This window comes from Lactiplantibacillus nangangensis (assembly GCF_005405065.1).
GTDB lineage: Bacteria > Bacillota > Bacilli > Lactobacillales > Lactobacillaceae > Lactiplantibacillus > Lactiplantibacillus nangangensis.
The window spans coordinates 214,844-230,964 of record NZ_BJDI01000001.1 but is presented as its reverse complement, the minus strand read 5'-3'; the positions used below and the strand labels follow the sequence as shown (position 1 = coordinate 230,964).

Below are 16,121 nucleotides of genomic sequence, written 5' to 3'. Positions count from 1 at the left end.
GCTTAGACCGTCTTTCGTTGGCTCACAGGGCCAATCCTGTATCGATAACTAGAACGGCCGTCAACTGAACATAACGCTCCGATAGTGACAACTTCAAACGCAGTTAATCGCTGCTGAGTGATCAGGGAAAAAGCTAATTTGTATAAAATCAAATTTCAGCGTGCCAACTTGTAACTTTAAAAGTTATATCAAACCTTAATTCCAGTAAGCATCAGCAATCCAAGCGATGTGCTAATCTAAAAAAGGGCCCGTGATTCACTTGGAATCACGGGCCCTTTTGAGCGTAATTGAATATTTATTCAGTTGCTTTAGAACGTCCGCACTGGGGTGATCAACTGGATAAAGTTTTCGCCTTCTTCAGTTGGCACCAAGGTGAATGGCCGCAAAGCCATGGTAAACGAAATCTTGATCATCGCTTGCCCGAATGACCGCAAAGCTTCTTTCATGTAGTCCGGGTTGAACGAAATTTCAAGTTCATCACCGTCTAATTCGGCTGGTTGCAACTGTTCGGTCACTTCACCAACATCTGGTGAGTTACCAAAAATCGTAATCGTCTTGTCGGTTGGATTGACTGAGAACCGAACCACGTTATTCCGACTTTCATGTGAAAGTAAAGAAGCCCGTTCAATGGCCGCGGATAATGCTGGCGCTTCAATTTCAACCGTCGTGTTGGATTCTTTTGGAATTAACCGCGATGTATCGGGATAGTTACCTTCCAACAACCGTGAATAGAATGATGTGTGACCTAACACGAACAAGACTTGGTTTTCAGATAATCGCATTTGAACGTCGGGATTATCATCGCCGATCATCCGGGACAATTCAGTTAAACTCTTCCCAGGAATAATCACGTCATAGTTGGCGTTATTGGCTTCTGGCAACTTGATCTTACGTTGACTTAACCGGTGTGAATCGGTCGCGACCGCCAAAAATTCACCATCAGCCAAAATAAAATGAACCCCAGTTAAAATCGGGCGACTTTCTTGGTTGGAAACCGCGATAACGGTTTGACCAATCAATTCTTTGAACACATCTCCAGCTAACGTGATGGTATTCGTCGTATCGATCTCTGGTAAATGCGGATAATTTTCTGGATCAAGACCGTTGATCGTGAATGATGCGGCGCCAGACGTGATTTGTGTTTGAAAACCGTCTGTAACGGCAACAGTCATGGTATCTTCGGGTAGTTTTTTTACGATTTCACTGAAGAAACGGGCTGGTAAAACGATGGAACCAGCATCTTCAACGACTAACGTATTGTTGTCATCATCAGCTGGAATCGTGGTTTCAATGGAGATATCAGCGTCGCTACCAGTTAAGGTAATGCCTTCAGTGGCCACATCTAATTTTAACCCAGTCAAAATTGGAATGGTCGTCTTTGATGAAATGGCACGTTGGACGTTAGTTAATTCTTTAATAAATGCAGATCGATTAATCGTGAACTTCATAACTAAATCCTCTCTTTTTCGTGATGCGCGTCTATAACTTAAATTAAGATCTTAAAGTTCGTAGTAATAGTAGAGCGGTGGGTAATGTGGAAAAGTTTATTGAATCCTAGCCCTGTCGAGTTTTCCACATGTGCATAAGTTGTGGAAAACTTTTGGACTTAGGCAATTTTATCCACACTACGCTTTGAGCTGACTTTTCAAATCACCGATCGCTTGTTGGAGATCGGGGTCGTTTTTTAGCGCTGCCGAGATTTTATCGTAGGCGTGAATGACGGTCGTATGATCTTTACCGCCAAATTCATTCCCGATCCGTGGTAACGAGCTGTCCGTCAATTCGCGGGATAAATACATCGCGATTTGACGCGGCGTGACAATCTGTTTGTTACGCTTTTTACCCTTCAACTCAGCCATGGTGACGTGATAGTACTTCGCAACTTTTTCCTGAATGACCGGAATGGAAACTTCCGACAATTTGTTGCTCAGATTGAGGCTCTTCAACGCGTCAGCCACTAAACTCGTGGTGATTGGTGAATTATTTAAGCGTGAGTAAGCTTGGACCCGCGCCAAGGCCCCTTCAAGTTCCCGCACATTGGAGTCGATTTGACCCGCGATGTAACTTAGGGTGTCATCGGGAATGTCGATGCCTTCTAAATCAGCTTTGTTCCGCAAAATCGCAATCCGAGTTTCGAGATCGGGTGGCGTGATATCAACGGACAAGCCCCACTTAAACCGTGATACTAAGCGATCTTGCAGCTTTGGTATCTCGTTGGGGAGTCGATCAGAAGTGAGGACGATTTGTTTATCGTCTTCATATAAAGCATTAAAAGTATGGAAGAACTCTTCTTGAGTTGCTTCCTTATTAGCAAAGAATTGAATATCATCGACCAACAGGAGATCAACGTTTCGATACTCTTCACGAAATGATTCTTGCGTCCCCGTTTGGATGGCGTTGATCAAATCATTGGTGAAAGCTTCACTCGTCACGTATTTAACCTTGCTATTCGGGTCGGTCTCTAATAATTTGTTACCAATAGCGTGCATCAAGTGGGTTTTACCTAACCCGACGCCCCCATAGAAAAACAACGGATTATACATAGTGCCCGGTTCTTCGGACACGACTAACGCCGCAGCATGCGCCATTTGGTTACCCTTACCAATGACGAAGCTTTCAAATGTATATTTTGGGTTGAGTTTCGTTTCCCGCATAAATGTGGGGGTAGTTGCAGTGGTGGTTTCACCAGCAGCAACGTTACCGGTAGTCGCTTGCGAGTTTTTCGTAAGCTGCTGACGTTCTTCTTCAGTTATCATCACTGGCGTAATCTGCTCGTTCGTAGCTTGGAAGGCATAATCCGTAAATTTTGCGGCCAAGTTATTTTCCCAATAATCACGATGCAATTTTGTAGGAACTTCAATTGTCATCTGTAAATTATTAAGTTGGAGTGGTTTCGCCGGCTCGACAAACGTCTGGAAAGTGATCGATGAAAGATCACCTTTCATGGAGAACTTAATGATATTCCATAAGTCATTACGGTCCAGCACGTGGATACCCCTTTTCTTAAAAAACGTAATTCTATTCTAGCATGAACAACTTGAGTTTTCCACAAGTGGACAAGGGAAGATAAAAATAAATCACAAGTTGTTTTTAAGGTTATCCACAACTAGATGAAAAAGTGACTAATTTTATTTTTAAACAAGTTATGCACAGCAGTGCGTTCGAAATCGAGCTTGATATAGCAGCATCTCTAGGAGTTATACACACTCAAAAAGACCCTTGTGGATAACTAAATCACAGGCTGTCATTTTGTCGATAAGCCTGTGCACAATTTGGGGACGGTCGAAAATGCTGCACGGTCAATCCACAGCGTCATGCCCAAAATTTTCGCGTCAGTTTTGAGCGATCCTATAAGAAGAAATAAATTTCGTGGTTTTCAAAATTGACAATCTATGCTATAGTATTCAGGAAATGCGTTTAGGTTTAGACTGCGTTTTGAAAATAACGACTTAATCGAATTGATTCATGTCATTATAGAGAAGGAGGTGTCATGATGAAGAGAACTTACCAACCAAAGAAGCGGCATCGGCAACGTGTCCATGGTTTCCGCAAACGGATGAGCACCAGCAATGGCCGTAAAGTGTTAGCCCGTCGACGCCAACGAGGCAGAAAAGTATTGTCTGCATAGGCCACTGATAATCAGTGGCTTTTTCTTTACAGTCCTGGACCTCATCGTTCAGGACTGTAAAGTTGTGTAGCAATTCGCTCAGGTTAGCTTGAGCGCACACATGGAGATGGATTATGCGAAAATCATATCGGGTAAAAAAAGAAACTGAGTTTCAGCATGTTTTTGAGACCCGCAACTCGTATGCCAATCGTCAATTTGTCATTTACGTTTTGGATAAACCGGAGCAACCACATTTTCGGGTCGGCATCTCAGTCGGTAAAAAGATTGGGAATGCGGTCGCTCGTAATTGGGTGAAGCGCCGGATTCGGCAATCAATCACCGAGTTGAAACCGCAACTTAAACAAGATGCGGACTTCCTCGTCATTGCCCGACCAACCGTTGCTGGTAAGTCGCAAGCCGAAACCAAAGCTTATCTTAGCCATGCGCTAAAGCTAGCGCACCTGCTGGACAATGATTAAAGTGAGGACATTCGTTTGAAAAAGTACAGAAAAATACTGGCAATGCTGGCCGTACTAGCTTTAGTGCTAGTTTTGAGTGGGTGTAGCAATACCCCAATCACGGATAAGAGTACCGGGTTTTGGGATGGCTTGATCATCTTGAATTTCTCACGGGCGATTATTTGGCTATCAAACTTGTTTGGTCATAGTTATGGACTTGGGATTATCGCGTTTACGTTGATTATCCGGGTCATCATCTTACCGTTGATGATCTTCCAAACTCGGAGCATGGTTGCGATGCAAGAAATCCAACCGCAGATGAAAGCTTTACAAAAGCAATATTCATCACGCGATATGGAAACGCAACAAAAGCTTCAAGCCGAGATGAAAAAGCTATATGCAGCACATGGCGTTCATCCGATGGCCAGCATGTTGCCGTTGCTAGTTCAAATGCCAGTTTTGATTGCCTTATACCAAGCTATTTGGCGGACTCAAGCGTTGAAGACTGGGTCATTCTTATGGTTACAACTTGGGAGCAAAGATCCGTATTACGTTTTGCCGATCTTAGCGGCGTTATTCACGTTTGCTAGTTCATGGTTGTCGATGAAGTCGCAACCAGAGCAAAATGGGATGACGACTTCGATGACGTACTTGATGCCATTAGTCATTTTGATTACTGCCATCAACGTGCCATCCGCGTTGTCGTTATACTGGGTTATTTCTAACGCGTTCCAAGTTGGTCAGACCTTATTACTTCAAAACCCCTTCAAGATTAATCGTGAACGGGCTGAGAAGAAGGCCAAAGAACGTGACCGAGTACGTAACATTGAAAGAGCCAAAAAGCGTGCGATTCGGAATCATAAACGTTAAATACAAATGGACCTGCCCATGTGGTGGGTCTTTTTTTTTGCAAGAGTGTGAGGTCAACCGGGTTGCTTCCGAGCATAGCCTAGCCAGTTAATTACTCGGCGATTTTCCGAGTGGTTAACTGGCTAGGCTATGCGGAGGACGCAGGTTGGCCGAACACGTTTCGGCTATAAAATTGTGAGGAGGACGCCTAACGAAATCCAAATCAGTATACATATAGCATCTATTTTTACTATTCAGTCAATAACGACGGTTCTCCAATTTAGCCGTAATTTTATAGTCAAAACTCCCAACAAGTCGCAAATACGCCCCGAATTCCCGCCCACTACGGTGTAATGCTATAATGAACCTAGGTATTTTTATCGAGGAGGAAATCGCATGACAGTATTTGAAGGTAATACCGTCGCAGCTGCTACGGCGGCTGGTTTAAAACAATTGAAATTAACCCGTGATCAAGTCGAAGTTGAAGTGGTCGCGGAACCTAAGAAAGGCTTTTTAGGCATCGGCAGGCAGGCGGCACAAGTTCGCTTAACGCTCAAACCGCAAGCGGCCGCACCACGGTCAACGGCAGCGCCAGTGGCAAAGTCGGCCACTAGCGCCGCCGCTTCGGTAGCGCCGGCTAAATCAGCGGTCAGTGCTGCTGCGCCGAAGTCGGCAGCCGCCCGGCCCAAAAAAACGGTCACAGCAAAATCAACTGCGACACCAACACCAAAATCAGCACAACCAGTTGTTAATTCGACTGCCAGTGCCGCTCCTGCCGCTCCAGAACGCACGCCAGAACAAATTGCGGCGCGGCAGGCAGCTAATGAACAGGCCGTTCGTGATCTGAGCGCGTACTTACTCGAAGTTGTGAAACAATTAGGCATCACCGCAGACTTGGATGTTGATTTTGGCAATCGCTATGCCACCTTGAATTTTGACACGGCTAAGCAAGGTCTTTTGATCGGCAAGCATGGCCGCACGATCAACGCCTTACAAGATTTGGCGCAAGTCTACATGAATCATCATGGCGCTTCGCACGTGAACGTGGTGTTAGATGTCGACGATTATCGGGAACGCCGCGAGGAAACTTTGGAACGGTTGGCGGAGAGTACCGCTCGTGAAGCCATTGCCACTGGCAAACAAGTTTTCTTGGATCCAATGCCATCGTTTGAGCGCAAATTAATTCATGCGGAACTGGCTAATAATCGGCACGTGACGACGTTCTCAGAAGGCCGTGATCCGCATCGGGCCGTCGTGGTTGCCGCGCGCAAATAAGGGGCCATTTGGGAAGCAAACAGGCGTTTGACAAATCAAAAATGTGCTATTATAGTAAGTGTTAATCATTCTTATCTTTTAGATAAAGTAGTCAAAGTGCTTTATCCACGCTTTAAGGTGGCGTGGACTAGGCACTTTTTTTCTGCATTTTGGGACATATTGTTAACTAATTGTAAGCAAAATTTGGTATGGTATTAGGCGGTAAAACGCTGAAACGACGTTAAGAAAGGACTTGATCGGTTATGCCAGCGACCACGGAATTTGACACGATTGCGGCGATCTCGACGCCACCTGGTGAAGGTGGGATTTCTATCATTCGCATTAGCGGTGATAAAACTTTTGATGTAGTAGCAAAGATTTTTAAGGGGAAGAACTTGCGCAAAGTTCAATCCCATACGATTAATTATGGACACATTGTGGATCCTGAATCGCAACAAGAAGTTGATGAAGTGATGGCTTCTGTGATGCGGGCGCCTAAGACGTATACGCGTGAAGACGTTATTGAAATCAATTGTCATGGTGGCCTTGTCGCCACGAACGAAATCTTACAATTGATTTTGAGCCATGGCGCACGGATGGCCGAACCTGGTGAATTTACCAAACGAGCCTTCTTGAACGGTCGTTTAGACTTATCGCAAGCGGAAGCGGTCATGGACTTGATTCGCGCGAAAACGGATAAATCTATGAAAGTGGCCTTGAACCAATTAGACGGTGATCTATCCACGTTAATTCGGCATTTGCGGCAAGATATCTTAGATGTCTTGGCACAAGTCGAAGTGAACATCGATTATCCGGAATATGATGCGGTCGAAGCGATGACGACGAAGATGCTGAAAGAAAAAGCGGCTGAAGTAAGCCAAAGTATCGATCAGCTATTGGCGACGGCTAAACAAGGGAAAGTCTTGCGTGAAGGCCTCGCGACCGCCATTATCGGGCGGCCAAACGTCGGTAAATCAAGTTTACTGAACCATCTCTTACATGAAGATAAAGCCATTGTGACCGACGTTGCCGGGACAACGCGGGACGTGATCGAAGAATACGTGAACGTCCGCGGGGTGCCGTTGAAGTTAGTCGATACTGCTGGGATTCGTGATACGGAAGATAAAGTTGAAAAAATCGGGGTTGAACGTAGCCGGAAAGCCATTGGTGCGGCTGATTTAGTCCTACTAGTTTTGGACAACAGCCAACCGTTGACGGCCGAAGATGAAGCGTTATTAGCGGATACGAAGTCGTCCAAGCGCATTGTCATTTTGAATAAAACTGATTTGCCGGCCAAATTGGACCGCGCTGAATTGGCAAAATTTGTTGATGACGCGGATGTGTTGAGCATGTCAGTCTTGCAACGCGCCGGTGTTGAGCAACTTGAACAACGGATCGCGAAGTTGTTCTTTAGTGAAGGTATCGAAAGCAGTCAGAACAGTGTCATGGTTACTAACGCCCGGCATATTGGGTTGTTAAATCAAGCCAAACAGGCCCTCCAAGATGTCCAAACGGGGATCGCGGCGGGAATGCCAGTGGACTTGGTTCAAATCGATATGACGCGTTGTTGGGAATTTCTCGGCCAAATTACCGGGGATAGCTATGAAGATGAATTAATCGACCAATTGTTTAGCCAATTCTGTTTGGGTAAGTAAGCGGTACGGAGGAAAGAAAGAATTATGACAGAAGTAAAGGAATATACTGGCCGCGACTATGACGTTATTGTTGTCGGCGCGGGCCATGCCGGTTCCGAAGCCGCTTTAGCAGCCGCACGGATGGGCAATCGGACATTACTCATGACCATTAATTTGGATATGGTCGCTTTTATGCCTTGTAACCCCTCAGTTGGGGGGCCAGCCAAAGGGATCGTGGTGCGTGAAATTGATGCCTTAGGTGGCGAAATGGGCCGCAACATCGATAAGACTTACGTCCAGATGCGGATGTTGAATACGGGTAAAGGTCCCGCAGTGCGTGCGTTACGGGCCCAAGCTGATAAGCATGCCTATCATTCAGAAATGAAGCATACGATTGAACGCGAACCTAATTTGACGTTACGCCAAGGCATCGTGGACGGCTTGATCGTGGAAGATGGCGTCTGTAAAGGGGTCATCACGAATACCGGGGCGCGTTACAGTGCTAAGAGTGTCGTTTTGACCACTGGGACCGCTGCGCGTGGGAAGATTATCATCGGTGAATTGATGTATTCTTCCGGCCCTAACAACTCGCAACCAGCCATGAAGTTGTCTGGCGATTTGGAAAAATTGGGCTTTGATCTCGAACGCTTCAAGACTGGGACGCCACCACGGGTTGATGGCAATACGATCGATTACGGTGTGACGGAAGAACAACCCGGTGACCCAGAACCCCATCACTTTAGTTTTGAAACTAAGGATGAAGATTATCTGGATCTGACGCATCAGTTATCTTGCTGGTTAACCTATACTAATGAAACGACTCATAAGATCATTCGTGAAAACCTTGACCGGGCGCCAATGTTTACTGGCGTGATCGAAGGGGTCGGGCCACGCTACTGTCCTTCAATTGAAGATAAGATCGTGCGTTTCGCTGATAAGAAACGGCATCAACTCTTCTTGGAACCAGAAGGCCGGAATACGGATGAATGGTATGTCCAAGGTTTATCGACGTCAATGCCTGAAGAAGTGCAACAACGGATCTTGCACTCGATCAAAGGTTTGGAAGACGCTGAAATGATGCGGCCCGGTTACGCCATTGAATATGACGTGGTTGCGCCATATCAATTGAAAGCGACTTTGGAAACCAAGTTGGTTAAGAATCTTTACACGGCTGGTCAAACCAATGGGACTTCCGGCTACGAAGAAGCAGCTGGTCAAGGTTTGATGGCTGGTATCAACGCGGGGTTACGGGCCTTAGATCGAGGTCAATTTACCTTGAAGCGAAGTGACGCTTATATCGGTGTCATGATTGATGACTTGGTCACTAAGGGAACCAACGAACCTTACCGTTTGCTAACGAGTCGGGCCGAATATCGGTTGATTTTACGTCATGATAATGCTGACTTACGGTTAACGGATAAAGGGCATGAACTTGGTTTGATCGATGATGATCGTTACACCGCCTTTGAAGCAAAACGGCAAGCGATTTCTGATGAACTTGACCGTTTAGGCAAGATTAGAATTAAGCCAAACGATGACGTCAATCAGTTCTTACATGACCACAATTCTGGGGAACTCAAGGATGCTGTTTTGGCTTCAGACTTCTTGAAGCGGCCAGAAGTGCGGTATGATGACTTGATGAAATTCATTCCAGCACCAGCCGAACCATTGGAACGCCACATTGTGGAACAAGTTGAAATCCAAATCAAATACGCTGGCTACATTAAGAAAGCCGAAGATCGGGTTGCGCATTTGAAGAAGATGGAAGCTAAGAAGATTCCTGATCGGATTGACTATGATGCCATTGATGGTCTTGCAACTGAAGCCCATCAAAAACTCAAGAAGATTCAACCAGCGACGATCGCCCAAGCGTCACGGATCAGTGGGGTCAATCCTGCCGATATCGCGATTTTGAGTGTTTATATTCAGCAAGGTCGAATCGCCAAGGTTCAAGATTAGTTAATCAATTTTAGCGCCAGTCATCCATGTGATGGCTGGCGTTTTTTGGCGTTCTATTGCCGCCTACCGGGTGTCGTCATTTAGGGCTGGAACGTGGTGGACACAGTTCGGAGCCAAAGGGCGGTCTCCGAAGCCGGTCTTTGACTAAGCTGCCGGAAAATCACCGCCAACTAAGTCAAATTTCACCACTGAGCCCTAAATGACGACACCCTCACGGCTAAGTTAGCTTAAACCAAAACCAACGACTACGATGCGAGTATAAAGTTAGGGGGATTGTTCATTTTTTGACACGCTGTGTGATTGTAATTTAGCTGTGAGAAGTTTCTGGAAAATGTTGAAATACCACGGATACGACTAGCCTTGTCAAAGCTACCAGTCTATAAGCTTGTTTTTTTACTGGGTTTGCCAAAATAGCGTTACACCAAGTAAAATGCCATAGTAGATCATCCTTTGACCCAACCAATCGGCTAGGTTAGTGCGTCTCTGCCAAATAAGTGAAGACGACTTAAAATTAGAAGAAACGTTGGTTAGCCGTGAGGGTGAGGGGATTTAGGGCTCAGTGGTGAAATTTTGCTTAGTTGGCGGTGGGCTGCCGACGACTTAGAAAAAGACCGGCTTTGAAGACCGCTCCTCAGGCTTCAAAACGTGTCCACCACGTTCCAGCCCTAAATCCCCTCACCCGGTAGGCGGCAATAGAACCACTATCAAAAAGATTGGACTGTGAGATTACGAATTTGTAAAAACCATCAGCCATTAACGGACAAAGACCGGTAATTGGGCTATAATTATTGGAAGTTAGAGTGGGGATAAGGGAGAAACGGGTTGATGAAAACTTTCAAGAACATCATGAGTTGGGTCCTACCGATCGTTGTGGGGCTGCTGATTGCCATGTTGATTCGCCACTTTGTTTTCACGATGGTCCGGGTTGATGGCCCATCGATGGAACCAAATTTGGAGAATAACGAGCGTGTCGCAGTCGTGAAGACGGCCAAGGTCAGGCATTTAAGCGTAATTGTATTTAATGCGCATAATGTGGATCCTGATGCGCGGTCAAAGCGTGTGAAATATGTGAAACGGGTCATTGGGATGCCCGGTGATACAGTTAGTTCCCGTGATGGTAAGCTATACGTCAACGGCAAAGCCTTAAGCGAGAAGTTCATCAGCCAGTTTGAGCGGACACAGGGGACTGGTAATTGGGATTTGAGCGGACTGACGGATAAATATAGTTGGACGATCAAAACGACTAAAGTTCCTAAGAATAGTTACTTTGTTTTGGGAGATCATCGTTCGGTCTCAAACGACAGTCGCTATTGGGGCTTTGTGCCCGCCGGCAAAGTCTTAGGGGTCGTCAAAGTCCCATTTTGGGATACCAATGCCACTAAACGGCATAATGTCAATTCAATCAGTTATTAAAAATTCAGCACTTCTAATCAGAGTAGTCTTGATTAGAAGTGCTTTTTGTTTAGAAAAGTAAACAAATTGGACGACTTTCGATTGAACTCCAGTGCTAACAAGGCTAGAATTGTGACAAACAATATAAAATTGCTTTTAAATGAGTATTGATGGAGGTAATTAAATGGCAACTGAATTAACGAAAACCGCGTTAGCCGCGTTACGAGCGAAGCAGGCGGAAGATCAACTTGCACCGGTTTTGACACGCGCGATTACCAAGAATGGGATCAAAGCAACGAGCTATGACAATCAAGCCGCTAGCCGCTTAGATCGAACTTTTTCAATCGAGCTACCCACTGGTAAGGTCAGCAATCAGAAGCATAGTGGCCGTTGTTGGGAATTCTCATTATTAAATACCTTACGTCACAAATTTGCGACTAAGTATCACGTTAAGGATTTTGAATTGTCAGAGAACTACTTATTTTTCTGGGATAAAATTGAACGCGCTAACATGTTTTATCGCAACGTTGAACAAACCGCACGCCAACCAATTAGTGATCGGCTAGTTCAGTTCTTATTTGATAATCCCGGTGAAGATGGTGGTCAGTGGGCAATGGCCGCCAGTTTAGTGCAAAAATATGGTGTCGTACCAGCTAGTGTGATGCCAGAAACGTATAACACGACGAACACGAGTGATTTCCAAGAGGTCATGAGTCGTAAATTACGCAAAGATGGCTTAAAGCTGCGTCAGTTGGTCATGAATGGTGCGAATGAAGCTGAATTACAATCGCTTGAGAAGAGTATGTTGCAAGAAGTTTATCGTATTGCCGCGTATTCCTTTGGCGAGCCACCGACTACTTTTGATTTGGAATACCGTGATGATGATAAAAAGTATCATCGTGAAACTGGCTTAACACCACAGAGTTTCTATCAAGACTATTTTGACACGAATCTGGACGACTATGTTGTGGTCACCAATTCACCAGATAAGCCGTTGAATCAGCTGTACAGCTTGCCTGATGAAGACAATGTTATTGGTGGGAAACCGATTGAATTTTTGAACGTGGATATGGGTGTGTTAACGGATGTCGCCGTACAACAGCTCAAATCTGGTGAAACGATTTGGTTCGGTAACGATGTGCTACGCCAAATGGATCGTAAGGCTGGTTATTTGGATGGCCATTTGTATGAATCTGCTAAGTTATTTGGCATCAATGGTCATTTGACCAAGGCCCAACGCTTACAAACGGGCGAAGGCGAGGTTAGTCACGCGATGACGTTAACAGGTGTTGATATTGTGGACGACACGCCGACGAAGTGGAAGGTCGAAAATAGTTGGGGTGAAGCGAACGGTGACAAAGGTTACTTTGTGATGACCCAAGACTGGTTCGATGACTATGTCTACGAAGTTGTCGTGCACAAACAATTCTTAGCGCCTGAATTCCAAGCACTGCTGAAGGAACCGGCACGTCGGTTGCCAGCTTGGGATCCATTGCACTAAAACTGACGGGAGGAAACTGCATGAGTATTTTTGCTGAACGACTTGAAACCGCGATGAAGCAGGCTCAACTGACTTCAGCCCAATTGGCAAAGGCCACTGGTATCGGTCGGTCTTCGATCAGTCAATGGTTGAGTAGCAAGTATGTTGCCAAACACGACAAAGTAGTGACGTTGGCATCAGTGTTACAGGTAGATCCAGAGTGGCTATTAGGGGCAAACGTGACGGCTGAGCCAGAATTGGTCGCGGCCAGTGTTGACCCAGAATTGGCGGCCATTTGGGAGCAATTGGATGCAGCAGGTCATAAAAAGTTATTGAAGAAAGCTCGTAAGCTAGTGGCGAAAACTTAAGCCCCAACTAGCAAGAAAAAAGGTAAAAAGAAGAAGAAAGCGAAAGCTTAACTAAAAGGACCGGCCTAACGCGAAAAAGCGTTGGACCGGTCCTACTTTATTTCTTTATTCAGGCCATTTTTCCCAGTCTTTTGCCCAGAATAAGCCCATGACGCCTTCGCCCACATGGACGCCGACGACAGGACCGATTTCACTTTGATCGATTGTTAAGCCTGGAAAGCTCTCAGCGATATCGGCGACCCAAGCGGCTTGCAACTTCGGATTATTCCCGTTCACAATCGTGATGCGTAACGGATAATCAGTGGCTGCGATGGCCGCCGCTAATTTGGCTTTGATTGCGGCATAAGCGCGGCGCATCGTCCGTTCTTTTTCAATAGCGACGATTTTACCGTCCTCAAAGGTCAAGACGGGCTTGATTCGCAAGAGGTTACCAACTAAGCGGGAAGCGTTTGAAAGGCGGCCGGTCCGGACCAAATGGCTCAGATTGTCGACGACAAAGTAAACCTCGGTCGTGTCACGCAAATGTTCAAGTTGTGTGATGACTTCCTCAGGTGTTTTGCCAGCTGCAATGAGTTTGGCGGCTAGCATTGCCATATTGGCTTCACCAGCTGCGGTAATCATAGAATCAAACGGATAAACTTTAATGTTCGTGACATTCGGTAAATAGCTTTCAAGGTTAGTGATGAAGCTGGTAATACCAGAAGAAAGATGGATACTGATGACGGCATCGTAGCCATCGGCGGCCAATTGATCGTACATTTGTTGCATTTGGCCGAGCGTAATCTGTGTGGTCGTTGGTAGTTCAGGCGCCGTCCGCATCCGTTCATAAAATTCTTTGGACGTTATTTCAACATTCTCCAGATAAGTTTGTTGGCCAAAGATAACGGTAATCGGAACGACAAAAATATGATATTTTTTAATTTCGGCGGCCGATAAGTAACTTGCACTATCGGTAACAATTGCTGTTCGCATTTTTCCCCTGCTTTCATCGTGACAGATTATGCTGTATTATACCGCTTGTGTCGTGGTGAATGCTAGTTTTCAAAAACGGTTATGCGCGATTCTTTGCGGCTGAAAATGCGGGTGCTATTGGTCGGAGTTGTATTCTGCCCCTAAAACTAGCATAATAACTTTAATGATGGGGGAGGGCTCAACGATGGCAACAATTGAAATTAAAACGGCAACGGCCGCTGATCGCGTGGCGTTAGCTGAGATTTACTTGATTGACCGGCAACAAGATTTTCCATGGGTCACAACACCCAGATTGGCCGATTTTGACCATGATACTCGGGGTGAATTTATTCAGGTTGCTTGGATCGATGGTCAACGCGCCGGTTTTTGTTCGCTCTATCGGCTAGCTAATTTCATTCATTTGCTTTTCGTTGCCCCTGAATTTCGACGGCAGGGCGTTGGTGAGAGTTTACTGACCGAAATGCGACAGTATGCGACTGAACCGCTCACGTTAAAATGTGTGATGGCTAATGAAGGGGCGCTTAAGTTCTATGCACGCGTTGGGTTTCACGTCGTTAAGGCGGACCGCGATGCCTTACCCCCCAATTATACGTTGCGCGATACACACACCGAACAGTACGTGGCTTTAAATTTGCAATAATTCATAAAACTGAACAGACAATTAAAATCGTGAGCCCTCGTGACGTGTCAGTCAAGTGGACGCACGATTTTTGTGCTTTACACATTTATTTTTAATAAAGTGATTGACATTAACTGAAAGTGGCGCTAAACTCAATTCATAAATTAAATTCTGATTAAAAGCAAAGAGAAGGAACGGTATTAAGTCAGTCTAGTTAGCGAGCTGCAGCTTGGTGAAAGGCAGTCATGACGACTTGATAAAGATCACCTTTGAGTTGAACCCCGAAATTAAGTTGGAGGCGGTTCTGGATGGCACCCATTAGTGTGCCGGCGTATCGCAATTTTGCTGTACGTGCTAAGGTGTTTATTGTGAAATGAACACGAACAAAGGTGGTAACCCGTTTTAAACGTCCTTTAACTGACTCGCTGAAGTTGGTGAAGGTCGTTTTTTTGTCATATTTTAAGGTGGTGAGGACGATGAAATCGGATATTCAGGTGGCTAGTTACCAACATCATTGGTCAAAGGTAATTAGTCCACTGACGACACAACGTTTTGAGGATGGCAACGTCCTGATAACGGGTTCGTCAAAACTGGCCATGGTTTAGATCACATAGTCGTATTTTGAATTAGCTTAAAAGCTAAACACATAATCGTTCCAACACATAGATGAACGAAAAAAACACACATAGAAATGGAGTCTGATTTTATGACGACAACCACTACAACAGAAACAGCATTTGCACAACAACTATTTGATGCTGCTCAAACGCAACACGCTTTAACAATGGCGGATTTTACCGCTGCCGTGCCGGATGAAGACGCCGCATATCGCGTACAGGATCAATTAACGGTGTTAAAGCAGCAACCAGTCGGCGGGTATAAAGTCTCGTTGACTAGTGCGGAAACCCAGAAGATGTTCGCGGCACACTCGCCGCTATATGGGGCACAAGTCACGACTCATTTCTTAGCCGCGCCAGCAACGGTTCGATTGGGCCAATTAATGGCGCCATTAGTCGAAGCTGAGCTTGTCTTTAAAGCTAAGGAAGATTTGGCAGCGACCGATACGTTAACTGATTTATGGCACAAAACGACCGTTGCCCCTGGCTTAGAGTTGCCGGATTCACGCTTTGCTGATTGGTTTCCAAGTTTACCAAAAAACTTAGTTGTGGCGGATGCTGCCGTGGGTGGCTTAGTGGTCTATGGCGAGGAATTAGATACAGATCAACGGTTTGCTTCGGCTGACGCAGTTGCGACCGTTAACTGTCGGTTAACCCATGATGGTGAAGTGCTTAAAACTGGGACGGCTAGCGAAGTACTCGGAAATCCGTTAAAGTCGTTACACTGGTTGGTGGGCAAACTGGCGGAACAAGGGAAGACTTTAACGGCTGGCCAACGCGTTTCATCAGGGACATTTGTGCTACCACCACATTTAACCGCAGGACATTGGGAAGCTAGTTTTGATCAACAACTCGGACAAGTCAATTTAGATGTGACTAACGATTAATCGTACGAACAGCAAACGGTCAGCA

At 45.6% G+C, this 16,121-nt stretch carries 15 protein-coding genes; 12 read left to right on the top strand and 3 right to left on the bottom strand.

The genetic code is table 11. The annotated features are described in order from the left end of the window. Positions 1–308: 308 nt before the first annotated feature. Both dnaN and dnaA read right to left on the bottom strand, forming a co-directional pair. Complete coding sequence (dnaN, locus tag FFM70_RS01045) at positions 309–1,448, bottom strand: DNA polymerase III subunit beta (RefSeq protein WP_137615009.1); 1,140 nt, start codon at positions 1,446–1,448, stop codon at positions 309–311. Positions 1,449–1,625: 177 nt separating this feature from the next. Beyond that, complete coding sequence (gene dnaA, locus FFM70_RS01040) at positions 1,626–2,987, bottom strand: chromosomal replication initiator protein DnaA (RefSeq protein ID WP_137615008.1); 1,362 nt, start codon at positions 2,985–2,987, stop codon at positions 1,626–1,628. Between the two features lie 506 nt (positions 2,988–3,493). Here dnaA and rpmH point away from each other — a divergent pair. From rpmH to FFM70_RS00995, 9 genes are all read left to right on the top strand, one after another. Next, positions 3,494–3,628, top strand: a complete 135-nt coding sequence (gene rpmH, locus FFM70_RS01035; protein WP_003640225.1) for a 50S ribosomal protein L34 — start codon at positions 3,494–3,496, stop codon at positions 3,626–3,628. A 113-nt stretch (positions 3,629–3,741) separates the two neighbouring features. Continuing rightward, positions 3,742–4,086 carry a ribonuclease P protein component gene (gene rnpA, locus FFM70_RS01030; protein ID WP_137615007.1) on the top strand — a complete coding sequence of 115 codons (345 nt, stop codon included), beginning with the start codon at positions 3,742–3,744 and terminating at the stop codon, positions 4,084–4,086. A 15-nt stretch (positions 4,087–4,101) separates the two neighbouring features. Beyond that, a complete protein-coding gene (gene yidC, locus FFM70_RS01025; protein ID WP_137615006.1) occupies positions 4,102–4,935 on the top strand; it encodes a membrane protein insertase YidC in 834 nt (277 codons plus the stop codon). Positions 4,936–5,310: 375 nt separating this feature from the next. Beyond that, positions 5,311–6,189 carry an RNA-binding cell elongation regulator Jag/EloR gene (gene jag, locus FFM70_RS01020; RefSeq protein ID WP_137615005.1) on the top strand — a complete coding sequence of 293 codons (879 nt, stop codon included), beginning with the start codon at positions 5,311–5,313 and terminating at the stop codon, positions 6,187–6,189. Positions 6,190–6,431: 242 nt separating this feature from the next. Continuing rightward, entirely contained in the window at positions 6,432–7,823 is a 1,392-nt protein-coding gene (gene mnmE, locus FFM70_RS01015) for a tRNA uridine-5-carboxymethylaminomethyl(34) synthesis GTPase MnmE (protein WP_137615004.1), read from the top strand. A gap of 24 nt (positions 7,824–7,847) precedes the next feature. Next, entirely contained in the window at positions 7,848–9,761 is a 1,914-nt protein-coding gene (gene mnmG / locus FFM70_RS01010; protein ID WP_137615003.1) for a tRNA uridine-5-carboxymethylaminomethyl(34) synthesis enzyme MnmG, read from the top strand. Between the two features lie 825 nt (positions 9,762–10,586). Next, on the top strand, positions 10,587–11,174 hold the full coding sequence (lepB, locus tag FFM70_RS01005) for a signal peptidase I (protein WP_137615002.1): 588 nt from the start codon (positions 10,587–10,589) through the stop codon (positions 11,172–11,174). A gap of 163 nt (positions 11,175–11,337) precedes the next feature. Then, a complete protein-coding gene (locus tag FFM70_RS01000; protein ID WP_137615001.1) occupies positions 11,338–12,654 on the top strand; it encodes a C1 family peptidase in 1,317 nt (438 codons plus the stop codon). A gap of 20 nt (positions 12,655–12,674) precedes the next feature. Further along, a complete protein-coding gene (locus FFM70_RS00995; protein ID WP_137615000.1) occupies positions 12,675–13,001 on the top strand; it encodes a helix-turn-helix domain-containing protein in 327 nt (108 codons plus the stop codon). Positions 13,002–13,106: 105 nt separating this feature from the next. Here the strand turns inward: FFM70_RS00995 and FFM70_RS00990 are convergent, their stop codons facing one another. Continuing rightward, on the bottom strand, positions 13,107–13,973 hold the full coding sequence (locus FFM70_RS00990) for a DegV family protein (protein WP_137614999.1): 867 nt from the start codon (positions 13,971–13,973) through the stop codon (positions 13,107–13,109). Between the two features lie 184 nt (positions 13,974–14,157). Here FFM70_RS00990 and FFM70_RS00985 point away from each other — a divergent pair, with 184 nt between their 5' ends. From FFM70_RS00985 to FFM70_RS00980, 3 genes are all read left to right on the top strand, one after another. After that, a complete protein-coding gene (locus tag FFM70_RS00985; RefSeq protein ID WP_137614998.1) occupies positions 14,158–14,613 on the top strand; it encodes a GNAT family N-acetyltransferase in 456 nt (151 codons plus the stop codon). Positions 14,614–15,068: 455 nt separating this feature from the next. Continuing rightward, a complete protein-coding gene (locus tag FFM70_RS14005) occupies positions 15,069–15,197 on the top strand; it encodes a hypothetical protein (RefSeq protein ID WP_263390591.1) in 129 nt (42 codons plus the stop codon). 86 nt (positions 15,198–15,283) lie between these two features. Then, positions 15,284–16,096 (top strand): 2-keto-4-pentenoate hydratase, encoded by an 813-nt coding sequence (locus FFM70_RS00980; RefSeq protein WP_379855437.1) that lies wholly within the window; start codon positions 15,284–15,286, stop codon positions 16,094–16,096. Positions 16,097–16,121 lie beyond the last annotated feature (25 nt).